Origin of the sequence: Streptomyces sp. NPDC001828, assembly GCF_042892175.1 — a bacterium.
In the GTDB taxonomy this organism is placed as follows: Bacteria; Actinomycetota; Actinomycetes; order Streptomycetales; family Streptomycetaceae; genus Streptomyces.
On record NZ_JBIATV010000004.1, the window covers coordinates 371926 to 398051 of the forward strand.

Genomic DNA, 26126 nt, shown 5'->3' on the forward strand with positions numbered 1-26126 from the left:
ACGCGGCTTGTCGAGCAATGAGAGACGCGGCCGCGTCCACCCCCGCTCGACCGGGCGCGGCCACGTGGGCGGTGACGTCGCGGGCGCCGAGCTCGGGGGTCGGTGTGCGAGCCACTCCGACGCATATGGCTTTGTACGCAAGGCAGTTGACCGCCTTTTGCGCGGGACCGGCCCACTCGGCGCCCCCGGGGGCCGGCGATGACGACGGAGCCGACCGCCCGTTCCCTTCCGCGCGAACCGCTCGGCGATGCGCACCTGCGCCGCCTGATCGTGGGCCAGGGCCTGGCGGCCGTGGTCGACGCGCTGTTCCTCATATGGCTCACGCTCTTCGTGCTGGAGCTGTCGGAACCGGGGATGGCCACGGGCTTCGTACTGGTGGCCGTGGCGCTGCCGCGCGCGGTCCTCCTGCTCCCTGCGGGAGTGCTGGTCGACCGCATGGGCCCCGCCCGGGTAGCGGCCGGCGCCGCCTGGCTCCGGGTGGCGGTCCTGCTCGCCCTCGGCGCCGTGGTCACCCTCAGCTCGCCCTCGGTGACGACGGTCGCGCTGCTTGCCGCACTGCTCGGCGCCGCCGACGCCGCGTACTTCCCGGCGGCCCTTGCGCTACTGCCCGCCATCGTGCCGACCGACAAGCTCTCGCGGGTCAACGCGCTGGTACAGGGGGCGGAGTCGGGCGGCGACCTGGTCGGCCCGGCGGTTGCCGCCGGAGTCATCGCCGCGGTCGGCTTCGATGCGACGCTGGGTGGGATCACGGCGGTGGCCGCGCTGGCCGCCGTCGCCCTCAGCACACTCATGCGCCTGGTACGACGGGGCGAAGGTGCCGAGGCCGAGGCCGGTCCGGACGCCCTCGACGGTGAGCGACCCAGCAGTGCGCGCGCCCTCGGCGCGGGCCTGAGATACGCCTGGCAGGAACCGCTGGTGCGAGCGATGCTGGCAGCCATCGCCCTGATCAACATCGCGGTCGTGGGCCCCGTGATCGTCGGCGGCGCGGTGCTCTCCGACCAACGCCTCGGCGGCGCGGGCTCTCTGGGCATCGTCCTCTCCGGTTTCGGTGTCGGCTCCCTGGCCGGCTCACTCGTGGCCGGCTGGCGGCCGCCAGCCCGGCGCGGCTGGACCGTGGTCGGCGGGGTCGCGGCGATCGGGGCGGGCGTGGCCGGACTCGCGGGCGTCACCCATGTCGTCACCGCGACGGCGCTCGTCTCGCTCGTCGGCCTCGGGTCCGCGTTTCTCGGAGTGGTGGTCGTGGCCACGCTGCAGGAGATGGTGCCCGAGCGACTGCGGGGCCGGGTGCTCAGTCTCGTCGTGCTCGCCACGGTGGCGTTCGACCCGTTCTCCTACGTGCTGGCCGGGGTCCTGATCCCGTACGGGACGACGACACTGTTCCTGGTGTGTGGCGGCGCCGTCCTGGCCTGCGCCGGCCTGGTCGCCACGAGCCCGGCGATCCGCTCCCTGCGCTGAGGTAGCGTAGGGAACTTCGGCCGGCGGAGGCCGTCCGGAGTCCTTTGAGGTTGTGCCGACGACGATGACCCGTAACACGACTCCCGCACGACTCCGACTCGACCGGGCACTGGACTGTCTGTCCGTCACATTCCGCGGTATGAAAGCGCGCGGCGATGAGGTCCAATGCGAGTGCCACTGGGGCAGCGACGAAGAGCTTGAGCGGTTGAAGGTCCCGGACGTGGAGCTCGACGCGGACCTCCTGCTCCGCACTTGGAACGCCCCCGACTGGAACGACCACGGGGCGGTGCTCCGCCGTGTCCTTCCTCAATTCGCCAGGACGCTCGTCAACGGTGGCGTGGAGCCCACGTTCGGCGATTGGGCCGGACAGTCGTTCGCGCGCGGCGAGTGGCGGCGCTGGCCCGCCGAGCAGCGCGCGGCGGTAGCGGAGTTCCTGGACGCCTGGTGGGCTCACAGCCTCACCGAGCCCGAACCGGCCTTCCCGGCACACGAGTTGCTCACACTGTGCGCCGAGGCGTCGGCCACGCTCAGCCCGTGGCTCGAAACCTGGGAGGCTCTCGACGACCCCGTCGCCGACCGGCACTTGGCCCAGGCGGCTGCTCGCTGGGAGCGCGACCTGCTGGTGGACAGCCTGCCCTGGGAGCCAGGGCACCTGGGGGACATCGACGCGCATGCCTGGGGGACCGAGCTCGCGGCCTGGCTCGTCCGTGTCGCCCCCGAACGGCTGCGCGCCCGGGGGGAGGCGGAGGAACTGATCGGCCGGATAGAGCTGTTGGGGCTATCCGGTCCGGCACGCTGGGAAGATCCGCGCTGGCCCCGCCACCGCTTCTGAGGCAGGCGGCCACCTGCTACGACAAGTGCCGGTTGCGCCCACCTCGGCACCGCCGCCGCCCTCACGCTCCGGCTTCGAGCCGATCGAGGCCAAGGGCGTGCGTGCCGGCTGATACGGGGCCCGGCCGGAGGGAGGAGCGTCGGGAGCCGGTGCCCGGCCGCCCGGCCGTGGACGTGGGCGGGGGAGTGCGGCCGGGCCCGTGGCTGTCGTAGGGCGGGGTGACGACGGTCGCCCCGGGGTCGCCCGTACCCGGCACACATGAATGCCTCGATCCCGGATATCCGGTAACCCATGGTGCGTATCGGGGCCGTAGGCCTGCTCATTCTGTGTGCCGCCGCGGCGGTCGTCTCGGCGTTGGCCGTCTCGCCGTGGTGGTGGTTCGCGGGGGTCCTGCTGGGCGCCATCGCACTGCTGGGCTGCTACGACCTGCTGCAGCGGCGCCACTCGGTCCTGCGCAACTATCCGGTTCTGGGACACGCCCGTTTCCTCCTTGAGGCGATCCGTCCCGAACTCCAGCAGTACTTCGTGGAGCGCAACTACGACGGCCGCCCCTACGACCGCGACACCCGCAGCATCGTCTACGAGCGCGCCAAGGGCGTCGCCGCCGAGGAGCCCTTCGGCAGCGAGCGTGACATGTACAGCCGCGGCTATGAGTTCCTGGTGCCGTCCATGCACCCGGGTGACGTACCCCAGCAGATACCCCGAGTGCGTGTCGGCGGCCCGGACTGCACCCGGCCCTACGACATGGCGCTCCTCAACGTCTCCGCGATGAGCTTCGGCTCGCTCTCCAGCAACGCCGTGCTGGCCCTCAACACGGGCGCCGCACGGGGAGGCTTCGCCCACGACACCGGCGAGGGCGGCCTGTCCGAGTACCACCTGCGTCCCGGCGGCGACATCATCTGGGAGATCGGCACCGGCTACTTCGGCTGCCGTACGAAGGACGGCGACTTCGACCCGGACCAGTTCCGCGAGAAGGCCGCCCACCCTGCCGTCAAGTGTGTCTCCCTCAAGCTCTCCCAAGGTGCCAAACCCGGCATCGGCGGCGTACTGCCGGGCAGCAAGGTCAATTCCGAGATCGCCCAGGTCCGCGGCGTCCCGGAGGGCGAGACGGTCGTCTCGCCGCCGTACCACCGTGTCTTCTCCACGCCGCGTGAAATGGTGCGGTTCCTGGCCCGGATGCGGGAGCTCGCCGACGGCAAACCGGTCGGCTTCAAGCTCTGCCCCGGCTCCCGCGTGCAGTTCCTCTCCGTGTGCAAGGCGATGCTCGCCGAGGACATCACCCCCGACTTCATCGTCGTCGACGGCGCCGAAGGCGGCACCGGTGCCGCCCCACTGGAGTTCGCCGACCACCTGGGCATGCCGCTCACCGAGGGGCTGATCACCGTCCACAACGCCCTGGTCGGTGCCGGACTGCGCGACCGGATCCGGATCGGCGCCAGCGGCAAGGTCGCCACCGGCTCGGACATCGTCAAGCGCCTCGCCATAGGCGCCGACTGGACCAACGCGGCCCGCGCCATGATGTTCGCCGTCGGCTGCATCCAGGCCCAGCGCTGCCACACCAACCGCTGCCCCACCGGCGTCACCACCCAGGACCCGCGCCGAGCCCGCGCCCTCGACGTCGCCGACAAGTCCGAACGGGTCCGGCGCTACCAGAAGGCGACCGTCTCCAGCGCCCTTCAGATCATGGCCGCGATGGGCGCCTCCCACCCCCGCGACCTCGGCCCGCACCTGCTGCGCCGCCGTGCCGCCGACACCGACGACTTCCGCTCGTACGCCGAGCTCTACGAGTGGCTGAAGCCCGGCGAGCTGACCGTCGACCCGCCCACGGGATGGGCCGCCGACTGGAAGGCCGCCGACCCGGACAGCTTCGCCGCCTGACCAGCCCGCCGTCCCGTTTGCCCCAATTCTGTTTGAACGCTCCACTACGGGCGCACCGGATGTGTAACCCCGACCGGTCACCCCTGGAAGACCCCGCAGGCCGGATCCCGCGGTCCGGCCCCGCAGAAAGGACACCCTTCATGTCCCGCACCGTCGCCCGACTCTTCACCGACGCGCTGGAAGAACTCGGAGTGCGGCAGGTCTTCGGTGTCGTCGGTGACGCGCTCAACCCGCTCACCGACGCCATTCGGACCTCCGAGACCCTCTCCTGGGTCGGCTGCCGCCACGAGGAGGCCGCCGCTTTCGCGGCCGGAGCGCAGTCGCAGCTCACCGACACCCTCGGCGTCTGCATGGGCACCGTCGGGCCCGGCTCCGTTCACCTGCTCAACGGCCTGTACGACGCGGCCAAGAGCGGCACACCGGTGCTCGCCATCGCCGGGCAGGTCCCCCTGTCCGAGGTCGGCACCGACTACTTCCAGGAGGTCGACAACGACCTCCTCTTCAAGGACGTCGCCGTCTTCCGCGCCACCGTCACCTCGCCCGAACAGCTCCCCGCCCTCCTCGAGGTCGCCGTGCGCACCGCCATCGGCCGCCGGGGCGTCGCCGTCCTCACCATCCCCGGCGACATCGGCGACCAGGAACTGCCCACCGACCGCCCGCTGCGGCTCTCCGTCGCCCAGTCCGAGTACCGGCCCGACGACCCCGCCCTCGACGAGGCCGCCCGCCTCATCGACGACGGGGGGAAGGTCACCCTGCTCGTCGGCCGGGGCGCCCGGACCTCCCGCGACGACGTCCTCGCCCTCGCCGACCGGCTCGCCGCACCCATGGTCCTCACCCTCAAGGCCAAGGAAGGCTTCGAGGGCGACAACGCCTTCCAGGTCGGCCAGACCGGCCTGATCGGCAACCCGGCCGCCGCCCACGCGATGGACCACGCCGACACCCTGGTCCTGCTCGGCACCGACTTCCCGTACCGGGAGTGGTACCCGGAGGGCAAGAAGGTCGTCCAGGTCGACCGCGTCGCCGAACACATCGGGCGCCGTGTGCCCGTCGACGTGGCGCTCGCCGCCGACGTAGGCCCCACCGTGCGCGGACTCCTGGAGCGCGTCGCCGCCCGAGAGGACCGCAAGCACCTCGACTCCGCGCGCGAGAAGTTCACCCACTGGCAGGACGGCCAGCGCCGGCTCGCCGCCCCCGGCCATGACAAGGGCCTGGTAGGCAGGGTGCGTTCCGTCTTCGACAACCGAGACCACCTCGTACGGCCCGAGGCGCTCGCCGCCGCGGTGGACGCCGCCGCCGACGACGACGCCGTGTTCACCTCCGACACCGGCATGGCCACCGTCTGGCTCTCCCGCTTCGTCGAGATGCGCGGCAGCCGCCGGCTGATCGGCTCCTACAACCTCGGCTCCATGGCCAACGCGATGCCGCAGGCGATCGGCGCCCAGCTCCTGGACCGCGACCGGCAGACCGTCGCGTTCTGCGGCGACGGCGGCCTGTCGATGCTGCTCGGCGACCTCATGACGATCCACACCGAGCAGCTGCCCATCAAGCTCGTCGTCTTCGACAACCGGCGCCTGGGCATGGTGAAACTCGAACAGGAGCAAGCGGGCCTTCCCGAGTTCGGCACCGTCCTGGACAACCCCGACTTCGCGGCGGTCGCCCAGGCGCTCGGCATCAAGGGCATCCGCGTGGAGCGCGCCGAGGACCTGGCCGACGCGATCGAGCGCACCTTCGCCGAACCCGGACCGGTCCTCCTCGACGTGCTCACCAACCCCGACGAAATCGCCGTACCCGCCAAGCCCACCGTGCAGCAGGGCTGGGGCTTCGCCATCGCCAAGGTGCGCGAGAACCTGAACAGCATGGGGAGTTGACCTCCGCCGGGGCGTGACCCCGCAGCCGCTGGGTACGTGGTGGGGCCGATGACGTGCCACCTGCCGGCGCTGCGGCGCTGGAGGGCGAGATTTCCGGACGCTTCAGGGGAGTTGCCCTCCCCGCCACCATCACGGTCTCGCCCTCTCCTCCCGGATCGGCAAGTCGATGGACGGGTGCGGTCGGACGCTGCCGCTGAGGCATCAAGGCACCGGCGGTCAGGCTCCCGGCGGTCAGGCCCCTGGCGTGAGGCCCCTAACGTCAGGTTCCCGGCGTCAGGCCCCCGGCGTCGGCCGCTCCGGTGCGAGCGAGTTGCCCGGCGCGATGTGACCGCAGTCGGACGGAGCCCGCTTCTTGGCGAACCGGTCTCCGAGCCACCCGATCGCGTCGGGAGCCCAGGCCGCAGCCACGGAGACATGGCTGAGCAGGTTGTACTGGCGGTAGGCGACCGAGTTGTTGCCGGTGGCGCAGTACTGCCGGGCCAGTGCGCGAACGTCCCCGGCGACCATCACTCCGTCACCCGTTCCGATGCCGGGCGGGTTGCCGAAGGTGCCCTCGACGACGCCTCCGTTGCCTTGCGCGATGAGGCCGGGGACGGTCGGGGTGGCGGCCGAACCGAGGTTGATCTTGTTGACCGCCTCGACGAACGCGGGAACCGAATTCGGGTTGGCGTACTCCGGCTTCGCCAGCTTCTTCCAGGTCAACCCCGGGTAGTGGCCGAGCGCGTCGAGGAGCGAGCCGTGCTCCAGGTCCCCGTACACCTGCTGACCGTACGCGTTCATGTACTGCTTCAGATCGATGCCGTACGACCGCGAGACCCCGATGATGGCCATGGGAATCACGCCGGACCAGACGACGGAACCGTCCACGTACTTGAGGTTGTGCGCCGGGTCCACGAGCAGGCCGCCCTCGGCGAAGCCCACGAGCCTCTTGTTGACGTCCGGCGCGTACGCGGGAGCCAGTGCCGCCGCCCAGTTGGTGGCGATGGCGCCGCCGGAGTAGCCCATGAGGCCGACCTCGGTGTCGGCGGTCATGCCGGTTCCGGCCTCGGGCGCGGTCGCGGCCCGGATCGAGTCCAGCGTGTTGGCCCCGTACTCCGGACCGGCCGCGAAGTCGGCGGTCTGGCCTTCGGTGTCCGGGATGACGAGGTTGTAGCCCTTGGCCAACAGGGGCACCAGGAAGAGGTTTTCGGCGTTCGCGATGACTCCGCCCAGGCTCACGTCGCCGGCGATGGCGCGGGAGGGGCCGTCCTCGGGGTTGAGGGAGTCGTAGAACGACTGGTAGGAGACCGCCTTGCTGCCGTCGCCGTTGATGCTGCGGACCACCGTTGTCACGTTGGCGGCCGGACGGCCCTGAGCGTCACTGGTGCGGTAGAGCAGCTGGACCGCCTTGACCGGGGTGGCCAGACCCACGATGTGGTACTGCAGCGTCCGCTTCTTCAGAACGGTGCCGGGTGCGTACGAGGACAGGGGTGCGCCGCCGTCGTAGGTGTAGAACGAGTCGGCCGCCCTGGCCGTCGACGACGTGGCGGCGGCGGCCGTGGCGACCGGAGCGAGAGTGGCTGCCAGCGCCGTGGCAATCGCGGTCGCCAGTACCCGGTTCGTGCGTCTGAACATGGCTCCCCATGGATTGTGAGATGAGCGACGAGATCGATTGCAGGCAAGTTACCTATAGGTAACCCTGTTGTACATAGTGTTGACAGGGGCTGTTGAGAACGAAGCGACGTCAGCTGAAGCGATGTCCGCCGACGTCCGGCCAACGCCCCGCTGAATCGGTTCGAGACGTGGTCAACGCGCGCTCCCCGCACGCCGGTTATCGTGGCGTTCCCGTCCGGCTCACGGAAAGACCTCGATGACCTCCCCCGTGCTCCCTCCCCTCACCGCCCCCGTCGCCGTGTTCGACGCGGGCATCGGAAGCTATGCGGCCGTCGACCGCATCCATCGCGCCTTTCCTGAGCAGGACATCGTGTACCTGGCCGACCGGGCCAGCTTTCCGTACGGGGGCAAGTCTCTTCCCGAGCTGCGTACGACGATCGAGCGGACCCTCGACCACCTGGAGGCGCTGGACCCCGCGCCCTCGGCGATCGTGGTCGCCTCCAACGTGCCGTCGGTCACCGTGCTGGACGAGACCGTGACGGGGCGGCGTATGCCCGTCGTCCGGGTGGTGCCGCCCGTCCGGGAGGCGCTGGAGAAGGCGGGGGAGTACGGGGAGGTGGCCGTGCTCGGAGTCACCAGCCTGGTGACCAGCGACGCCCTCGTCCGTTACGTGGACCGGGAGTCCGGGCCGGGCCGAAGTGCCCGCGTGCGGCTGCGCGATGCCTCGGCGCTGGTCGAGCTGGTCGAGAGCGGGGCGTTCCTTTTCGACCCGGAGGGCACGTTGCGTACCGTCGCCGAGTACGTGGCGCGTCTTCGCGGCGAGCACCCCGCGGTCCGCGTGGCGACCCTGTCCAGCACGCATCTCCCGTGGCTGCGGCCCTTCTTGGAGGAGGCTGCCCCGGACCTGGACTTCCTCGACCCGGGCGACTCGGTGATCGCCGAGATCGCTCCGCACACTCGTGCCGGGAGTGGCTCAGTGGTGGGTCTGGTCACCGAGACCCCGGACTACCCGGCGGACCGGTTCCGGGAGATGCTCGCTCGTATCGGCGTCGAGATCCCCCTGGTCCCGGTGACCATCGCCTGAACTGGACGTGCGGGTGGGGGACTTGGAGCCCGGCGGCCCCGCGCGCGCCTTGGGCGAACCCACCCGCACGTCGTGACCGGGTCGTTCCATGCCCGGCGGAGGGGCACGCCGGGAGGGACCGGCTTCAGCCTCGGAGTCTGGCCGCCGCGAGGGCGTCCTTGACCTCTCGGGCCACGCGGGCCGCGTCCTCGGGGTTGTTCACCACATCCGTCTGGTTCATGTCGATGACGAGCACGTCACTCGCGGAGTAGTGCTTGTGCACCCAGTCGTCGTAGCCGGCCCACAGCGTCCGGTAGTACTCGACGAGTCCCTCGTCCTGCTCGAAATCACGGCCCCGGAGCCCGATGCGGTGCAGCACGGTGGCGAAGTCCGCCTTCAGGTAGACCATGAGGTCGGGTGCCTTGCGGTACGGCAGGCCGTCGATCTCGCGCATCATCTCGCCGAGCAGGCCCTCGTACACCCGCATCTCGAGGGAGCTGATCCGGCCCAGGTCGTGGTTGACCTTGGCGAAGTACCAGTCCTCGTAGATGGACCGGTCCAGGACGTTGTCGCCCTGCTTGTACGCCTCCTTGATCGAGGCGAACCGCGTCTGCAGAAAGTAGAGCTGCAGCAGGAAGGGGTAGCGCTTGGCCTGGATCTCCTCGGGGGTCGCCGTGTAGAAGAGCGGGAGGATCGGGTTGTCTTCCACGCTCTCGTAGAAGACCGCGCTTCCGAGCTCCTTGGCGAGCAGTTCGGCCACGCTCGTCTTGCCGATCCCGATCATGCCTCCGACGCAGATCACTGGCATTCCTCACTTCTCCCCGGGGGGTCTTGCGCTGGCAGGCCTGGCTGGGAGGCCGCACCAACTGAGACGTGTGTCGGCGGAGCGCCGACTCCCCAAGAACGTTCAGGTCAGCGTCATGTGGCCACTGTCCGGACCGGCTTCCCGTGGTTGCCGGACGACAGGCCACCACCCCGAAGCCGCCTTGAAGCATAAATGACGACGCATCCGACGTCGGCCGCACGGGGTGCGGGCCCCGCAGGCCGTGGGGCGGACGCATGCCGGCATGCGCACGAGACCGCGTCTGGCCTAGGCGGGCAAGCCTCCCCTCAGCCACCAGGCCCCTCCGCTGAAGCCATCCGCTGAAGCGATGCACCCGACTGTTCCGCATTGCGGCCGAAAGTCAGTTCACCGGGATCGATAGCCAAGCAGTCCCGCAGCCAAGCTCAATGCATTTCACCAGGGCGGTTTCCGGTATGCGTTGATGATTCAATTTCTTCACTGAGAGGGCAATTCAGGCTACTGATCGTGGCCGTATCCATGACCGTATCCATGGCTCGGATTGTCCCCTTCCCGGTGGCTGCCATCGTGGCGGGATTGCGCCCTTTACCGAGTGCTGGACGGGGATGAAGCTGTGGGGCGGCAGTCCACGCCGGAGGTGCTCGGCGGGGCCACTGCCGGTGATCAATCCGCTGCTTGATCGGAACCAGGAGTCGCATGATGGTGAACTCGGGAAGACGGCCCCTTGTCGTCGCGAATGGTGGGTCTGCTGGGGCAGTTGAGATGAGCGGGGCCACAGGACCGTCGCGGCCCTCCCGCATCGGGTAGCGCTGGGCTCTGCCGGCTTCTCCGCCCGCGTCACTCGATAGATGGTCAACCTGAAGAAGCCCTGTGAAACTCAGGAAAATGATCCCATGCTGTTTGCCTGGCAGCCTGTGAGTGACCGCGACTCGAATAGTCGAACAGGTGGATTATTTCCCGCCCGGCGACGGGCGTGCGCCTCCCTTTGCGCCGGACTGCGCCAGCCGCCGTCCGAGTACTCCTGCGCGCCAGTGGCAGCCCGTATCCTCTGCCGCTTTCGCGCTCTACATTTCTTACCGAAGGCATATTCCAGGGCCTATTCCACCAGCGGTTTTCGCCGTTGAGAGGAACGCGCATGACGAGTCACGCAACCGAGGTCGATCTCCAAATTCTGCTTCGCCGGGCATTGCAGGCCACGGGTACGAGCGAGCGCTGGACCGTCGACACGGACGAGATGTGGTGCCGCCTCACGCGCCCGTCCGGTATCGGACGCCGGCAGGGCTGGAAACTGCATGTGTCCGCGACGGCCGCCTCGGCACCGGAAGTCCTCGTGAGGGCTCTGGACGTGCTGTTGCGGGAGGAGTCGATATTCAAGTTCGCCCGGTCGCTGGAGCAGGTGGGCGCGCTCAACTCCCGTGCCACGCCACGGGGAAGTTCCGGCAAGTTCATCACCGTCTATCCGACCTCCGACGACGACGCGGCCCGCCTGGCGCTTGAGCTGCACAAGGCGACCGTGGGACTGGCCGGTCCGCAGATCCTCTCGGACCAGCCGTACGCCCCGCACAGCCTGGTGCACTACCGCTACGGCGCGTTCGTCGGCCGGCGCAGGCTGTCGGAGCACGGCCTGCTGGTGTGGTTCATCGAGGACCCCGACGGCAACCCCGTGGAGGACAAACGGACCGGACGCTACTCGCCGCCCCCATGGGCGGTCAGCCCCTTCCCCGCCTCCGTACCCCTTCCGCCGCGACAGGAGAAGGTGGCGACGAGCCCCGTGGTGCTCGGCGGCCGGTTCTCGGTACGCGAAGCGATCCGGCACACCAACAAGGGCGGCGTCTACCGGGGCACGGACATCACCACGGGCAGGGCGGTGGTGCTCAAGGAGGCCCGGCCGCACGTCGAGGGCGACGCTTCGGGCTCCGACGTCCGCGACTGGTTACGCGCCGAGGCCAGGACGCTGGAAAGGCTCAGGGGCACCGGCCTCGCGCCCGAGCCGCTCGCGATGTTCGAGACGGGCGGGCACCTGTTCCTCGCCCAGGAGGAGGTGCCGGGCGTGCCCCTGCACGCCTGGGTCGCCGAGCGCTTCCGCGACGTCGGAAGCGAACGCTACCGAGCGGACGCGCTCGCCCAGGTCGGGCGCCTGGTGGACCTGGTCGCCACGGCCCACGACCACGGCTGGGTACTGAGGGACTTCACGCCCGGCAACGTCATGGTCCGCCCCGACGGCGAGCTACGCCTCATCGACCTGGAGCTCGCCGTACCGGAGGGCGAGGGCATGCTCCCGACCACGGTGGGGACCCCTTGCTTCAGTGCCCCCGAACGCTTGGTGGGCGCTCCCGTCTCGCCGACGGCCGACTACTACAGCCTCGGCGCCACGGTGTGTTTCGTACTCGCGGGGAAAGTGGCGAACCTGCTGACCGAGGAGCCGGCCGCCAGGCCCGCCGAGGAGCGGTTCGCCGAGTGGCTGACGGCCTGTGACGGAGTGCTGCGCCTGCCGGACGGCTTGGCCGAGATGATCCTCGGCCTGATGAGGGACGATCCCGACGCGCGTTGGGACCCGGCCGCGGCGCGAGCGGCCCTTCGCGAGGTGAACCCGGCCCGGCCGGGACGCGCCGCCACCGGCCCGGTACGCAGGGAAGCGCCGCGCGACGTGACGCAGGACGCGATCACCGGCATCGTGAACCACCTCGTCGATTCGATGACCCCGGCCGACGACCGGCGGCTGTGGCCCGTGTCCACCCAGGCCGGGGAGACCGGCCCCTGCACCGTGCAGCAAGGCGCGGCAGGGGTACTGGCGGTCCTGACCCGGTACTTCGAGGCCGCCGGGGACCCGCGCCTGCCGGATCTCATCTCCACCGCCGGCCGGTGGATCGCCGAGCGCGCCGACACCGCTTCCATACGTCCAGGACTGCACTTCGGCGGGCGTGGCATCGCCTGGGCGCTGTACGACGCCGGACACGCGATCGGCGATCGTGAACTCACGGATCACGCGGTGGCCCTGGCTCTGGCGTCGCTGGAGTCGACACCCAGCTACGACATCACCCACGGCTCGGCGGGCAGTGGACTCGCCGCCGCCCATCTGTGGCACCGAACCGGTGATCCGCGCCTGGCCGAGCTGGTCGTGGCCGACGCCGACCGGCTGGCCGCCGCCGCGCGGATGGAGTCGGCCGGCGTGAGCTGGCCCGTACCCGCGGAAGCCGTATCCGAAGAGGCCGGCAAACGCTATCTGGGCTTCGCGCACGGAACCGCCGGCATCGGCTGCTTCCTCCTCGCCGCCGCGGCCATCTCCAACCGCCCCGAACACATGCAGCTGGCCGTGGCGGCGGGGGAGTCCCTGGTGGCCCACGCCGTGATGGTCGGCCGAGCGGCCCAGTGGCCGGCCCAGGCCACGGACGTACCCACGGCCCCCTACTGGTGCCATGGTTCGGCGGGCATCGGTTCGTTCCTGATCCGCCTCTGGCAGGCGACCGGGGACGAGCGGTTCGCCGAACTCGCCCGCCACGCCGCACGGGCCGTCGTGGAGCGGGCCTCCCGCGCCGCCCTCACCCAATGCCACGGGCTCGCGGGCAACGGCGACTTCCTCCTCGACATGGCGGAAGCGACCGGGGACCCCTCCTACCGCGCGATGGCCGAAGACCTGGCCCGCCTCATCGGCTCCGAACGGACCCGCCGCGACAGCCACGTCGTCTTTCCCAACGAATACGGGAACGTCTCGACGAGCTGGAGCGACGGATCCGCGGGAATCCTGGCGTTCCTGCTGCGGACCCGCCACCCAAGCCCCCGGCTCTGGATGATCCAGCAGCCGGGCTGAGCGACAGGGGACTCCATCGTCGCTGTCGCCACCTCACAGATCAGCTCACAGAGAAGGAGAAAGTCATGGAACACCAAGACCTTGAGGTTCTGGCGCACCTGCACGCCCTTCCGGAGACCGACCCGGTTGGCGTCGACGAAGCACAGTTCGGCGGGACGTGCGCCTGTACTGGCCTGCTGACCCTGCTCAACACCGTCTGTGTCGGCGTCAGTTGCGCCTAGTCCATAGACCTCCGGCCGGTGGCTGCCTCCGCAGCCACCGGCCGGAGCCAGGGCCGCGGTGGCTGGCAGGCCTGCGGAAGACACCCCCGTGGACGAGGAGCCGACCATGCAGCCACCCGCCGACGACGAGACACGCACCACCCGGGCGACCCGCCCACCAACCACCCTCACAAGTCCGGCGCCCACACCATCCGCCGCCCTTACGAAAGCGGCCCCCGCGCGGCCCGCCGCCCCACCGGTGTACGCCATCAGCACGCGCGGACTGGTCAAGAGCTATCCGGGCCCGGACGGATCCACCACCCATGCCGTTCACGGCCTGGACCTGGACGTGCTGCGGGGCGAGACCTTCGCCTTCCTCGGCCCCAACGGCGCGGGCAAGTCGACGACCATCTCCCTCCTGTGCGCCCTCGCCCGGCCCACGGCCGGACGGGCCACGGTGGCGGGAATCGACGTGACCCAGCAGCCCGACGAGGTACGGAGAAGGGTCGGGATGCTCTTCCAGCACAGCGCCCTGGACCCGGACCTGACGGCCGAGCAGAACCTGCACATCCACGCACGCCTCTACGGACTGAGCCGCCGCCACGCCCGTCTGCGGGCCACCGAGACGCTGGAGAAGGTCGGCCTCGCCGACCGCCGGCGGTCCCGGGTACGGACCCTGTCCGGAGGCATGCGACGCCGACTCGAACTCGCCCGCGGCCTGCTGCACGCACCCCAGGTCCTGTTCCTCGACGAGCCGACCACCGGCCTCGACCCACACGCCCGCGCTCAGATCTGGGACTATCTGCGCGCGCTGCGCGACCAGCACGGAAGCACGCTGTTCGTCACGACCCACTACCTGGAGGAGGCGGAGAACTGCGACCGCCTCGGCATCATCGACCACGGCCGCCTCGTGGCCCAGGGCACGCCCCTCGCGCTGAAGGCCGCGATCGGGGACGACCGGGTGGCGCTGCGCACCAGCGACGACGCGGCGGCACGGCAGGTCGTGGGCCGGCTGGCGCCCCCGGGTCTCGCCGTCACCCTGGACAGCGAAGGGGTGACGCTGCGGATGCCCAACGGCAGCACCTGGATTCCCCGCCTCTGCGCGGCACTCGAGGCCCACGGCATCGCGGTGCACGCCGCGTCCGCGACCCCGCCGACCCTCGACGACGTGTTCTTCCACCACACCGGCCGCAGCATCAACACCCCCTCTCCGCAAGGGACTTCGGCAGCCACAAGTCCGGGCGTGAGCCGGACAGCAACCGAGGAGGCCCCGTGACCGCACCCGCACTCCCCGCCTCGGACGCCCGCACCGCCCCCGAAGGACCCGCCGTCCACGACGACACCCACCGCGAGCGGGTGCCCCGCCTGTGGCACGAACTGCGTGCCGTGTACGCCCTGGTCTACCGCGATCTGCTGCGCCTGGCGTCCCAACCCGTCCACACCGCGCTGATGCTGGTCCAGCCGATGCTCTACCTCTTCATCCTGGGCGGTGGACTGGCTGCCCTGATCCCCAACACCTCACTGGGGGGCGGGTACCAGACCTACCTCTTTCCGGGCGTGCTGATGATGACGGTACAGACGCCGGCCATCATGGTCGGCATCCGTCTGATCACCGACCGGCAGAGCGGTTACCTGCGCGAACTCCTGATGGCCCCCGTGCACCGACCCACCCTGCTCCTCGGCAGCTGCGCGGGCGGAACCATCGTCGCCACGGTCCAGGGCGCCGTGCTGCTCGCACTCGTCGGCGCGATCGGCCTGCCCTACGACCCGCTCATGCTGCTGTTGCTCCTCGGCGGCATGATCCTGACCTCCTTCACCCTCACGGCGCTTGCCCTGACCCTGGCCGTGGGCCTCAACCGGCCGGAGGTCTTCAACATGCTGCTCGGCCTGGTGATGATGCCGCTGCTCCTCCTTTCCGGCGGCTTCTTCCCGGTCGACAACCTGCCGGGCTGGGCCCACACCCTGGTGGCAGCCAACCCCCTCGCCTACGGTGTGGACCTGCTCCGCCGCTGCATCGCCCTTCGGGCCCCCGACCGGGCGGCAGCCTCGACGGGCATCGCATGGTCCGGCTGGCAGCCTCCCCTGCTCCTGGAAGGCGGGCTCCTGCTGACCACCGGAGTCCTGGCCCTGCTCTGGGCCGCCCACCGGTTCAGCCGCCCCGAGTGATTCCGGGAACGACGAGCGGGCCGCGCTGTTCGGGGGCTTTGTCAGTGCTGGGCGCCGTGCTGCGGGCATGGCTGAACCCGTGAAGGGTCCGGCCTGTTGCTTTCCGTCGATCGAGAAGACGTACGGGTGGTCAGCGGGCCAGCCCCTGGAGCACTTCCACTCCCGGGAGTTGTGCCAGTGCCCAGCCCGGAACGATCAGCTTGCCGCGCCGGCGTCCGCTGCCGACCAGGACGAACGGGGTCTCCACCACCGCCGCGTCGATGAGCAGCGGCCAGGAGGAGGGAAGGCCGATGGGGGTGATGCCTCCGTACTCCATCCCGCTCTCGGCCACGGCGACGTCCATCGGCGCGAAGGACGCCTTGCGCGAGCCGAGGTGTCTGCGCACGGCGCTGTTGACGTCGACGCGGGTGCCGGCGAGCGCGAGGCAGGCCGCGAGGGTGGTCTCGCCGCCGCGCTTGGCGGCGACCACGACGCAGTTCGCCGAGGCGTCGAGCGGTACTTCGTACGTCTCGGCGAAGACGGCGGTGTCGGCCTTCGCCGGATCGGTGTCGACGTAGAGGACCGAGCGGGCCGCTTCGGAGTCGCCCCAGCTCGTGAGAGCACCGGCCACGGGCGTGGCGAGGTCGGCGCGGACTTCCAGCGCGGGGTACGCGGCGGCGAAGTCGCCGAAGGGGGCAGGAACGAGGGTGGCCATGAACGGGACTCTAGTCCAGCCCGCGTCGTCCTCCCGCGGTCTCCCGGACCGCGAGCCGTTCCTCCGCGCTGGGAGAGTGGCGTCAGCCGCTGCCTGGGGCGATGCCGAGCAGATCGGGGCGCAGCCGCACCATGAGCCGCTCGAACGCGGTGGGTACCGGTCGTTGCGGCAGGAAGTCACTGATCTGCCGCGCGCAGTCCACGGCACTGGTCGCGGTCGTGTCGCACTCGATGTCGTAGAGGCCGTGCGTGTGCACTTGATGGAATTGCCGGACCGCGAGGCCCAACGGGCGGTCGCCGCGCTCCCGTTCGCGCCGCGCGAGTTCATCGAGTGAGCAGCGCACCCCCACCAGGACCACGTCCCTGGCCGGAAAGAGTCCGAGACAGTCCAGCAGCCGCCAGTCCTCACTCAGCACGTGATCGACCACGACGTCATTGCCGGCCGCGGCCATCCCGGCGACCGCCCGGTGGAAGCCCATCCAGGTGCGTCGAAGAAGGTGAGGCAGCTCGTCGGATGAGACCTCACGGCGGGCCCGCATCGCATGGAAGGCGTCCACGGGGAGGTGGAAGTACGGCCCCCCGTCCAGGATCCGCAGCAGTTCCCGCGCGATGCTGGACTTCCCCGAACTGGACGTCCCGTTCAGGAAGATGATCCGCCCATTGCGGGCCCCGGCAGGACTGGCGCCGGGCTCAGCCGGCGTGGGCAGGTTGGCACCATCGAATCCGGGCATCGGGCTCCTCGGCTGCGGCCAATGACGTCAGACCATCATGTCCCCTGTGCGGAGGCCGAGTTGTGCACCCTCGATGTCGCACCTGGTCCATGCGGGTTCCGCCGCTGGGCGAACGGCCCGCTGAGGGCGGCCCCTTGCCGACTCAGAGGAAGACGCGGGCGACCTCGAGCCAGGTCTGCGCGTCCTGGCCGGTCGCCGTCAGGCCGGTCCGGGACAGCGGCCGGCGGTGGGTGACGCGTAGACAGAAGTCGAGTGCGGAGCCGCGCACCCGCTGGGCGGCGTCCCGGGGACCCCATGCCCAGGTCTCGCCGCCCGGGCCGGCCAGCTCGAACCTCAACGGGGCTTTCGGTGGCGGCAGTTGGGCGGCGGCGAACGAAAGATCCACCCCCTTGACTCCCAGCCAGGCCACCGCCTTGAGCCGCGTCGTCGCGGGGTGCGCGACACCCACGGTGTCGAAGACGTCCTGCCCGTGGGCCCAGATCTCCATCACCCGCAGCGGTGCCATGAGGGCAGCGGTCAATGTCGACCCGAACCACGGGAACGCGAAGTCACGCGGCACCTCCCGCAACGCCGCGACCACTTCGGCTCGACCGGCGCGCCACTGGTCGAGGAGGGCCGCTCGCGGCCGGGCCGCCCCCTCGGCTGCCACGTCGTCGGCGTACCGGCTGCCTCCGGCGTCGGCCCGCTCGCGCACCGCGTCGAACGCGGCGGGTGCACGCAGGGCGGTCAGCACGTTCACGTCCGCCGCCGCGAGGTGGGCGATCTGGTGCGCGATCGTCCAGCCGGCCGCAGGCGTGGGCCGGGTCCAGTCGTCCTCGGCAGCCACCAGGGCGTCGAGGACGTCGCCCTCGGCAGCCAGGTCCGAGAGCACGAGGTCGTAGTCCACGTCGGAGACATCGATGTCGTAGTTCAGCACGCGAAGGTCTCTCCACTCGTGTTGGCTCATGTCGGCTTCGGTCGAAAGGAGTTGGCGGCACCGCGTCGGCGGACGTCCACGATCCCACGGGAGTTCGTGGGTGCGGATGGGCGACGCGCGCCACAAGGGGCAGAGGGGCGTTTTCACGCCGCCGCATTCATTCGTGGAGCCGGTCGCCGCCGGCGAATTGTTACGGGAAGTTGTCGGCCGGGCGAACGTTGCCCGCTGCGGCATCCCCATCATCGCAGGCAGGGACGTTGTGAGCGCCCGACTGCCCGTGGATCTTCGTGTGATCCCTATGTGGGCGGGTAGCGCTGTGCTAGCGTCGCCGACGGCTTAGAAGGAACGGTCGGATTGGCGGAAGCGGTCGGAAACGGGGGATGATCGTGTTACGGGGGCGTGTGCTTGTCATTGGGGACAGCATCCGATTAGTTTCGAAGGCGAAGTCGGCGGACGTGGACGTCGTCTATATGCAAAAGCCGTCACAATTTGATCCCGCGCTGGTTCCGCACTGTGAGCAGCTTGTTCTGGTGGACTATCAGCATGTGCCCAGCGCCGACGCGATGGCGGCCGCGCTGCACCGGATCGCGCCGATCACACGGATCGTGACCCAGACCGAGGCTGCACAGCTGGTGGCCGGGCACCTGACCGACGCCTTGGGGATCGCCGGCACCTCGGAACGGTGCGCCCGGCTCCTGCACGACAAGTCCGCGATGCGGGCCCTGCTGAACGAGCGGGGAATCGGGACCGTTCCCTATGCGGTCAATCCGACCCAGGCGGGCCTTCGCGAATTCGTGATTTCCCACGGGGCGGCGATCGTCAAGCCGACCAAAGGCTCGGGAAGCCTCGGAGTGCGCCGGATCGAATCGGTCGAAGACGTCGACGATGTATGGGCCTGGAGTCAGCAGTTCGAGCTCGGTGAATTCCAGGTGGAAAAACTTCTGACCGGACCCGAACTCAGCGTGGAATCCTTTTCCGAGTCGGGCCGCCACACGATTATCGCGGTGACCGCCAAAGATACCGAGGGCGGCACCGTGGAACTCGGGCACGTCATTCCGGCGCCCTTGTCCGAAGAACAACTCGACCAGATACGAGAGTTGACGGTGCGTCTGCTCGACGCGGTCGGTCTCGAGGACGGTCCGGCGCACACGGAGGTCATCCTCACCGCCGAAGGACCGCGGGTCGTCGAATCGCACACCCGGCGCGGAGGCGACCGGATCAACGATCTCGTCAAGATGGTGTACGGGGTCGACATGGAAGAGGCGGCCTACCGCCTGGTCGGTCACGGGGCGCCGCTCGACGGTCATCTGCACCCGGCCCGAGGAGCGGCCGCCATCCGCTTCCTGACCGCGGCCCCCGGAGCCGTCACCGCCGTCACCGGGCTCGACGCGGCCCGGGCCGTCGACGGAGTGGTGGAAGTATCGGTGGGTGTGGACGTGGGATCCGTGGTGCCCGAACTCCGCTGGTCCGACGACCGCTGCGGGCACGTCATCGTCCGTGCCGACGACGCGGAGGCGGCGGTACGCCTCGCTCGTGAGGTTGCGGCTTGCGTCGAGATCATCACCGAGCCCGTCACGGACTGTCCGGGTCCGGACGCGGCGGCACCGGACACACTGAGCTCGATCCTGCGCCCGTACGACGAGGTGTTCGATCCGTATCAGGTCTCGATGACCACGCCGTAGTCGCGGTCGCGGGTCCGGCCGTCCCGGTCGGACCTGCCAGATCAATCTCCTGTCATCACGGGGCCGGGCACGCCCGCGCCCATCGGCGCGCCGGAACGCGGACAGCCGCGTCCCGCGCGTCCGCCCGGACACGGCCACGACGCGGACCCGCGGATCACCCGGGTGCGCCGGAGGCCCGTGCGGCACGTCGTCGGTCCCTCACATCGCCCGTCACGTCACGGGCCAAGGTTTCGTTCCGAGTTTGGAGTGCGGTATGGCCGGGAGACCGGACACAGGCGCAAGCATGCTCTCGTACACCCAGGAGAGCCTCTGGCTCTTCCACGAACTGGCCGGCTCCCACGAGCCGGCGTACAACGAGTCGGTGGTCTTCGAGACGGCCGGCGGACTCGACGCGCACGCGTTGCGCCAAGCCCTGCGGGCCACCGTCGCGCGGCACGACGCGCTCCGCACGACGTTCCACGAGACCCCCGACGGGCCACGGGCCGTGGTCCACCACGCCACCGGGGACGCGCTCCCGGACAGCATGACCCTCGTCGGCCTGCGCACCCTGAGCGCTGCCGAGGCCCGCTCCCGGGCGGAGGAGGTGCTCGCCGAGCACCATCGGCGGCCCTTCGACCTGAGCGTGGCCCCGCCGCTCCGCTCGGTCCTGGTGGCGCTGCCGGGCGACATCTGGCTCTTCGGTCTGACGGTCCATCACATCGTGATCGACGACTGGAGCCTTCGTCTCGTTCTGGACGAAGTGGCGGAGAATTACCGGACGTTGGCGGCCGGCGGCGATCTTCCGCAGCGGCCGGTCTCCGGCGCCGCGTTCCGTGCCTTCGTCACCGACAGCCGCGCGGCGGCCGCCGGAGCGGAGCACAAGGCCGCCGTCGAGCGCTGGCGCCGGTCGCTGGCCGACGCCCCGGAACTGCTCGGCATGCCTCTGGACCGCCCGCGACCCGCGACGCAGACGTTCCGCGGCGACAGCCTGACCGTCACCGTCCCCGGCGCGGACGTCGAACCGCTGCTCAGGGAATGCGCCCGCACCTGCCGCAGCACCGCCTTCCCGGTGTTCCTGGCCGCCTACGCGCTGCTGCTCCACCGCTACACGCGCCAGGAGGGCTTCGCGATCGGCACCACGGTCCTGAACAGGCCGGGCGCCGAGGACCTGGAGCAGGTCGGCTGCTACGTCAACACCCTGCCCCTGTTCGTGCCGGTGGACCCGGACGACACCTTCCGCACCGTCCTCGCTGGCGCCCAGGAAGCCGCCGAGCGACTCCTGGACGACGGCGACGTCCCCTGCCCCGAGGTGGTCGAAGCGCTGGGGGCTCAACGGGCGCGGAACCACAACCCGGTCTTCCAGACGATGCTCACCCTCCTCGACGGCCGGCCCTCGATCGACCTCGGACCTGGGCTGACCTCGCGGTACCTGCCCGTCCGCCGGACGGCCGCCAAGTTCGACCTGATGCTGTACATCAACCGGGCCGACGACGCCTACGAGTTCGAGCTCGAATTCAACACGGACCTGTTCACCCGGGACACCGCGGATCGGATCCTGCGCAACTACGCGCAGCTGCTGTCCTCCCTCGGCGTCGCAGGCGTCGACGCCCCGGTGAGCACACCGTCGATGACCCGCGACGCGGAACGCGACCTGATCCTCGGCGACTGGAACGACACCCGGGCCGCCCACCCGGACGGCACGGTCGCCGACGTCATCGAGGACCAGGTCCGGCGCGACCCGGACAGCCTCGCCGTCGAGTTCGAGGGCGAGCGTCACACCTACGACGAGCTGAACCGGCGGGCGAACCAGGTGGCGGCCCGCATCCGCACCCTGCTCGGAGCCGACGGCGCCGGACCCTTCGTCGGGGTGTTCATGGAGCGCTCCGCGGAGATGGTGATCGCGCTGCTGGCCATCGTCAAGGCCGGGTGCGCGTACGTGCCGATCGACCCCGAATACCCGCCCGCCCGGATCGAGTTCATGATCGAGGACGCCGGTCTGCCGCTGATCCTCACCCAGGAGCGGCACCGCGCGACCCTGGGCGGCGCCGGCGCCCGGCTCCTGGTCCTTCCGGACGAGGCCCTGGACGACGAGGACGACACGGATCCCGTCCGCGAGCTGAGCCCCGACTCACCCGTCTACATGATCTACACGTCCGGCTCGACGGGACAGCCCAAGGGCGTGATCAACCGTCACGACGCGCTCGCCAACCGGCTGCACTGGATGCAGTCGGCCTTCCCGCTCGCCGGCGGCGCCGGCGCGGACCGGGTCCTGCAGAAGACTCCGTACAGCTTCGACGTGTCGGTGTGGGAGTTCTTCTGGCCGCTGATGACCGGTGCCGCCATCGTCGTGGCCCGGCCGGGCGGACACCGTGACCCGGACTACCTCAAGGAAGTGATCCGCTCGCGCGCGGTCACGACCGTGCACTTCGTGCCCTCGATGCTCAACGTGTTCCTGGAGGCGGAGGAACTCGCCGGGCACTGCGGGCCGCTCAAGCGCGTCATCTGCAGCGGCGAGGCGCTGCCCCGCAAGACCATCGAGGTCTTCACGGCCACGCTGCCCTCCTGCGAACTGCACAACCTGTACGGCCCGACGGAGGCCGCGATCGACGTCTCGCACTGGCCGTGCGGCGCCGACTACCCCGGAGAGCTCGTCCCCATCGGCAAGCCCATCGACAACGTGCGCCTGTACGTCCTCGATCGGGACCTGCGGCTCCAGCCCGTCGGCGTGCCAGGCGAGCTGTGCATCGGGGGCGTGGCCGTGGCGACCGGCTATCACCGGCGCGACGACCTCAACGCCAAGGTGTTCGTCCCCGATCCGCACGGGACGCACCCCGGGGCGCGCCTGTACCGGACCGGCGACCTGGCGCGTTTCCTGCCGGACGGGCAGATCCAGTACCTGGGACGCATCGACAACCAGGTCAAGCTGCGCGGCCTGCGGGTCGAGCCCGACGAGATCGCCGCCGTCATGCGCGAACTGCCCGGCGTCCAGGACGCGGCCGTCGTCGTGGACACCTCGGGGCCCACACAGGCGCTGGCCGCCTACGTGGTGAGCACCGCGTTCGACTCCGAGGACCTGCGTGCCCAACTCCGCGACCGGCTGCCGGAGTTCCTCGTCCCGCAGTACCTCATCGAGGTCCCGCGGCTGCCCACCACGCCCAACGGCAAGCTGGACCGGCGTGCCCTGCCCTCGCCGACGGCCCACGCGGTCCCGGCCACCCGGTCGGGCCGCCGGCCCGCAACAGGCGCCGAGCAGGACGTCGCCCGGGCCTGGCAGGACGTGCTCGGACTCGCGGGACAGGTCGGAGCGGACAGCAACTTCTTCGCCCTCGGCGGGGACTCGATCATGGCGCTGCGCGTCAGCTCCCGGCTGCGCGCCGCCGGATACGCGGTCAACCTGCGCGAAGTGTTCGCCCACACGACGGTCGCCGCGCTGGCCGCGTCGCTGACCCGCCACGACCCCGCCTCACCCGCGTCCCTCGCCACGCCGCCGTTCGCCCTGCTGGCGGACGAGGACAGGGCGGCGCTGCCCGAGGCGGCGCAGGACGCCTGGCCACTGACCAAGCTCCAGTCGGGCATGATCTACCACTCGCTGCTCGACGAGGACTCGCCGGTCTACCACGACATCTTCGACTACGAGTTCGCCGGAGTGAGTGACCCGGCCCAACTGGCCCGTGCCGTACGGGAGACCGTGGCCCACCACGCCCAACTGCGTTCCTACTTCGACCTGGAGCGCTACGACGAACCGCTCCAGGTCGTGCTCGGCGCGGACACGGCAGGGGCCGCGCCGTCCCTCCAGGTCGTGGACCTGACCGGACTTCCCGCCGACGCACAGGACCGGGCGGTGCGGGAGTGGATCGAGGCCGAGAAGCACCGCCCGCTCGACCTCGGCAGGCCGCCCCTGCGCTTCTGTGCCCACCTGCGCGGCAGCGGCCACATCAACCTGGCGTTCTCCTTCCACCACCTGATCCTGGACGGGTGGAGCGTCGCCCTGGTCGTCGAGGAGATCCGGCGCCGCTGCGCCGGAACCCCGGTCGCCCCGACACCGGACACCACCCCGGAGCCCGGCTACGGCACCTATGTGGCGCTGGAGCGCGAGAGCGCACGACGCCCCGAGGACCGGGACGCCTGGCACAAGCTGCTCGACGGCTTCTCGGCCACCCTGGTGGCGGGTCACCTGGGCTCGGTCGCGCCGGAGACGGTCGACACCGCGCTGCTGGAGTGGGACGTACCGACAGGCCTTGAGGAGCGGCTGCGGCTGCGCGCCGCGGCCCGTGGACTGCCGCTGAAATCGCTCTACTTGGCGGCGCACTGCGCGGCCCTCGCGGACCTGACCGGCTGGTCACGCGTGGTCACCGGGCTGGTCGGCAACGGCCGCCCGGAGGTTCCCGGCGGCAGCGAGATGGTCGGCCTGTTCCTGAACACCCTGCCGCTGCCCGTCGAGGTGCGCGAGGCGGACGACGCGAAGCTGCCGCTCGCGGTCTTCGAGCGGGAGCGCGAACTCGTGCCGCTCCAGCGGTTCCCCCTCGCCGACATCGAGCGGCAGCAAGGGGGAGCGCTCTTCGACGTGGTCTTCAACTACACGGACTTCCACTCCTACGCGGGGGCCGGTGACACGGCCGCCGCCACGCGGGACGCGGTGACGATCGAACACGCCCGGTACTTCGAGCTCACCAGCTTCCCGATGACCGTGCACGTGCACCGCGACCACTTCGCCGGTGCGATGCGGCTCGCCGTGTCCCACGACCGCGGCCGGATCAAGACCTCCACGGCCGAGCAGTTCCTGGGGGATTTCCTCGCCGCCCTGGAGCGGTACGCGGCGGACGAGCCGGCCGACGGCGGACCGGACGGGGCGGAGCGTGCCGTTGCCGCGATCATCGCGAAGGTGGTCGGCAGCGAGACGGTCGGGGCGGAGGAGAACTACCTCGAATCCGGCGTGGACTCCATCAGTTCCATCCGCATCCTGGCCAAGCTGCGCAAGCAGTTCCCCGGCGCCGCGCTGCGGGACGTGATGGAGGCCCGAACCGTACGGGCCCTGGTCCGCAGGCTCGCGGCACCGGCGCCCGTCGAGGAGGCTGCACAGCCGGCGACCGGCGCCGGGCAGACCCCGGACGCCTCGCTCGAAGGGCTTCCCCGAGGAGTCGTCGACGCGTATCCGCTCACCGCCACCCAGCTCCGGATGATCAGGGCGACCATGCGGGACCCCGCCCAGTCCGCCTACCACGACGTCTTCGCCTACTCCGTCGCACTGCCCCTGGACGAGCCCCTGCTGCGCGACCTGCTGCGCCGCACGGTCGCGTCCAGCGACACGCTGCGCGTCGCCCTCGACCTGGCGGCGACGCCCCTGCCCCGGCAGCTCGTGTACGGCTCGGTCGAGCCCCGGCTCACCGTGTTCGACGCCGTGGACGACCCGGCGGCGGCCGACGCCTGGTTCGAGAAGGAGCGCGGTTCGGGATTCCACTGGGACCAGCCCGGACTCATACGGTTCGCGGCCCACCGGACGGCACCGGACCGCTTCGTCCTCTCGCTGAGCTTCCATCACGCGATCGTCGACGGGTGGAGCCTGTCCCTCCTCGTCCGGGACCTGCTCCTGTCGTACGCCGCGGGGGCCGGCGGCGAGGCCGACACCCTTCCCGCCCGGGCATCCGGTTCCTTCCGCGACTACGTCACGGCCGAGACCGCCGCGTACACATCGGCCGAGTCACGCACGTTCTGGCGCGACGTCCTCGCGGGCCACCCCGGAGCGCCCTGGCCCCGCTACCCGTCCGACGGTGCCTCCCGGTGGGCGGAGGCGACCGCCGTCATCCCGGCCGAGGCGGAAGGCCGGCTGCGCGAGATCGCGCGCCGAACCGGACACCCGCTCAAGTACCTCCTCCTCGCTGCCCACTTGAGGGTGCTGAACCTCGTCACGGGTGAGCCGGACGTCCTGACCGGGACGTTCACCCACGGCCGCCCCGAACGGGACGACACCGAGGAACTCGTCGGGATGTTCCTCAACTTCCAGCCGCACCGGGTCCGGATCGAGGACCAGACGTGGCCGGAGCTCACCGGCCAGGTGTTCGCGTTCGAGATGGCTGCGCTCGCGCACCGCCGCTGTGCCGCGACCGTCGACGGCCAGGACGACTGGCCCCGCTACCCCGCGCTGTTCAACTACACGGACTTCCCCGCCTATACGGACGCCGCCCAGGGCGGGGGGCACCTCACCGGTGTCCGCTGGTTCGAGCACACCGACGTGCCGCTGCTGGCGACCGTGGGCCGCGACCCGGACCGCTCCGCGCTGGAGATCACCCTCAACGCGGACGGCAGGCTCCTCCCGCAGCACGTGGTGGACGGCCTCGCCGGCCTGTACGAGGCCGTTCTGGCGCAGATCGCCGAGGCCCCGGACGGCTCCGTCCGGGATGTCACCGACCGGATCAGGACATGTGCGGACGGCCTCGGCGCCGCCCGGGTCCCCTCGGTCTGA

General features: G+C 70.5%; 16 protein-coding genes. 11 read left to right on the plus strand and 5 right to left on the minus strand.

The window, feature by feature from the left end; all coding sequences use genetic code 11:
* The first annotated feature begins 198 nt into the window (after positions 1-198).
* The 4 genes from ACFYZA_RS15965 (at position 199) to ACFYZA_RS15980 (ending at position 6033) form a co-directional block, all read left to right on the plus strand.
* Complete coding sequence (locus ACFYZA_RS15965; protein WP_388490874.1) at positions 199-1455, plus strand: MFS transporter; 1257 nt, start codon at positions 199-201, stop codon at positions 1453-1455.
* Between the two features lie 139 nt (positions 1456-1594).
* On the plus strand, positions 1595-2287 hold the full coding sequence (locus ACFYZA_RS15970; RefSeq protein ID WP_388490877.1) for a hypothetical protein: 693 nt from the start codon (positions 1595-1597) through the stop codon (positions 2285-2287).
* A 291-nt stretch (positions 2288-2578) separates the two neighbouring features.
* Positions 2579-4165 (plus strand): FMN-binding glutamate synthase family protein, encoded by a 1587-nt coding sequence (locus ACFYZA_RS15975; protein WP_388490880.1) that lies wholly within the window; start codon positions 2579-2581, stop codon positions 4163-4165.
* Between the two features lie 140 nt (positions 4166-4305).
* Positions 4306-6033: a thiamine pyrophosphate-dependent enzyme gene (locus ACFYZA_RS15980; protein ID WP_388490882.1), complete on the plus strand. Its 1728-nt coding sequence runs from the start codon at positions 4306-4308 to the stop codon at positions 6031-6033.
* Between the two features lie 273 nt (positions 6034-6306).
* Here the strand turns inward: ACFYZA_RS15980 and ACFYZA_RS15985 are convergent, their stop codons facing one another.
* On the minus strand, positions 6307-7647 hold the full coding sequence (locus ACFYZA_RS15985) for a lipase family protein (protein WP_382585384.1): 1341 nt from the start codon (positions 7645-7647) through the stop codon (positions 6307-6309).
* 235 nt (positions 7648-7882) lie between these two features.
* Between ACFYZA_RS15985 and ACFYZA_RS15990 the strand changes: the two genes are divergently transcribed.
* Positions 7883-8710: a glutamate racemase gene (locus ACFYZA_RS15990; RefSeq protein WP_388490885.1), complete on the plus strand. Its 828-nt coding sequence runs from the start codon at positions 7883-7885 to the stop codon at positions 8708-8710.
* Between the two features lie 124 nt (positions 8711-8834).
* On the opposite strand, the gene ACFYZA_RS15995 is transcribed toward ACFYZA_RS15990, so the two are convergent.
* A complete protein-coding gene (locus tag ACFYZA_RS15995; RefSeq protein ID WP_382585390.1) occupies positions 8835-9497 on the minus strand; it encodes a deoxynucleoside kinase in 663 nt (220 codons plus the stop codon).
* 1129 nt (positions 9498-10626) lie between these two features.
* Here ACFYZA_RS15995 and lanL point away from each other — a divergent pair.
* The 4 genes from lanL to ACFYZA_RS16015 all read left to right on the plus strand — a co-directional run bounded on the left by lanL (position 10627) and on the right by ACFYZA_RS16015 (position 15665).
* Positions 10627-13299, plus strand: coding sequence for a class IV lanthionine synthetase LanL (lanL, locus tag ACFYZA_RS16000; RefSeq protein ID WP_388490888.1), 2673 nt, complete (start codon positions 10627-10629; stop codon positions 13297-13299).
* A gap of 65 nt (positions 13300-13364) precedes the next feature.
* Positions 13365-13520, plus strand: a complete 156-nt coding sequence (locus tag ACFYZA_RS16005) for a VenA family class IV lanthipeptide (protein ID WP_382585397.1) — start codon at positions 13365-13367, stop codon at positions 13518-13520.
* 106 nt (positions 13521-13626) lie between these two features.
* Positions 13627-14775, plus strand: a complete 1149-nt coding sequence (locus tag ACFYZA_RS16010; protein ID WP_388490889.1) for an ATP-binding cassette domain-containing protein — start codon at positions 13627-13629, stop codon at positions 14773-14775.
* Positions 14772-15665 carry an ABC transporter permease gene (locus ACFYZA_RS16015; protein ID WP_388490891.1) on the plus strand — a complete coding sequence of 298 codons (894 nt, stop codon included), beginning with the start codon at positions 14772-14774 and terminating at the stop codon, positions 15663-15665. The genes ACFYZA_RS16010 and ACFYZA_RS16015 overlap by 4 nt, the downstream gene beginning before the upstream one ends.
* A 130-nt stretch (positions 15666-15795) precedes the next feature.
* On the opposite strand, the gene ACFYZA_RS16020 is transcribed toward ACFYZA_RS16015, so the two are convergent.
* The 3 genes from ACFYZA_RS16020 to ACFYZA_RS16030 all read right to left on the minus strand — a co-directional run bounded on the left by ACFYZA_RS16020 (position 15796) and on the right by ACFYZA_RS16030 (position 18035).
* Complete coding sequence (locus ACFYZA_RS16020) at positions 15796-16359, minus strand: YbaK/EbsC family protein (protein ID WP_388490894.1); 564 nt, start codon at positions 16357-16359, stop codon at positions 15796-15798.
* Positions 16360-16441: 82 nt separating this feature from the next.
* A complete protein-coding gene (locus ACFYZA_RS16025; RefSeq protein WP_388490896.1) occupies positions 16442-17089 on the minus strand; it encodes a chloramphenicol phosphotransferase CPT family protein in 648 nt (215 codons plus the stop codon).
* Positions 17090-17231: 142 nt separating this feature from the next.
* On the minus strand, positions 17232-18035 hold the full coding sequence (locus tag ACFYZA_RS16030; RefSeq protein ID WP_388490898.1) for a TIGR03084 family metal-binding protein: 804 nt from the start codon (positions 18033-18035) through the stop codon (positions 17232-17234).
* Between the two features lie 425 nt (positions 18036-18460).
* Between ACFYZA_RS16030 and ACFYZA_RS16035 the strand changes: the two genes are divergently transcribed.
* Together ACFYZA_RS16035 and ACFYZA_RS16040 are read left to right on the plus strand one after the other, a co-directional pair.
* Complete coding sequence (locus ACFYZA_RS16035; RefSeq protein ID WP_388490900.1) at positions 18461-19687, plus strand: ATP-grasp domain-containing protein; 1227 nt, start codon at positions 18461-18463, stop codon at positions 19685-19687.
* Between the two features lie 283 nt (positions 19688-19970).
* Positions 19971-26126: an amino acid adenylation domain-containing protein gene (locus tag ACFYZA_RS16040; protein WP_388490901.1), complete on the plus strand. Its 6156-nt coding sequence runs from the start codon at positions 19971-19973 to the stop codon at positions 26124-26126.

Bases quoted from the DNA above. Each gene is read 5' to 3' on its own strand.
- ACFYZA_RS15965 (WP_388490874.1), top strand. From the start codon at position 199: ATGACGACGGAGCCGACCGCCCGTTCCCTTCCGCGCGAACCGCTCGGC.
- ACFYZA_RS15970 (WP_388490877.1), top strand. From the start codon at position 1,595: ATGAAAGCGCGCGGCGATGAGGTCCAATGCGAGTGCCACTGGGGCAGC.
- ACFYZA_RS15975 (WP_388490880.1), top strand. From the start codon at position 2,579: ATGGTGCGTATCGGGGCCGTAGGCCTGCTCATTCTGTGTGCCGCCGCG.
- ACFYZA_RS15980 (WP_388490882.1), top strand. From the start codon at position 4,306: ATGTCCCGCACCGTCGCCCGACTCTTCACCGACGCGCTGGAAGAACTC.
- ACFYZA_RS15985 (WP_382585384.1), bottom strand. From the start codon at position 7,647: ATGTTCAGACGCACGAACCGGGTACTGGCGACCGCGATTGCCACGGCG.
- ACFYZA_RS15990 (WP_388490885.1), top strand. From the start codon at position 7,883: ATGACCTCCCCCGTGCTCCCTCCCCTCACCGCCCCCGTCGCCGTGTTC.
- ACFYZA_RS15995 (WP_382585390.1), bottom strand. From the start codon at position 9,497: ATGCCAGTGATCTGCGTCGGAGGCATGATCGGGATCGGCAAGACGAGC.
- lanL (WP_388490888.1), top strand. From the start codon at position 10,627: ATGACGAGTCACGCAACCGAGGTCGATCTCCAAATTCTGCTTCGCCGG.
- ACFYZA_RS16005 (WP_382585397.1), top strand. From the start codon at position 13,365: ATGGAACACCAAGACCTTGAGGTTCTGGCGCACCTGCACGCCCTTCCG.
- ACFYZA_RS16010 (WP_388490889.1), top strand. From the start codon at position 13,627: ATGCAGCCACCCGCCGACGACGAGACACGCACCACCCGGGCGACCCGC.
- ACFYZA_RS16020 (WP_388490894.1), bottom strand. From the start codon at position 16,359: ATGGCCACCCTCGTTCCTGCCCCCTTCGGCGACTTCGCCGCCGCGTAC.
- ACFYZA_RS16025 (WP_388490896.1), bottom strand. From the start codon at position 17,089: ATGCCCGGATTCGATGGTGCCAACCTGCCCACGCCGGCTGAGCCCGGC.
- ACFYZA_RS16030 (WP_388490898.1), bottom strand. From the start codon at position 18,035: ATGAGCCAACACGAGTGGAGAGACCTTCGCGTGCTGAACTACGACATC.
- ACFYZA_RS16040 (WP_388490901.1), top strand. From the start codon at position 19,971: ATGCTCTCGTACACCCAGGAGAGCCTCTGGCTCTTCCACGAACTGGCC.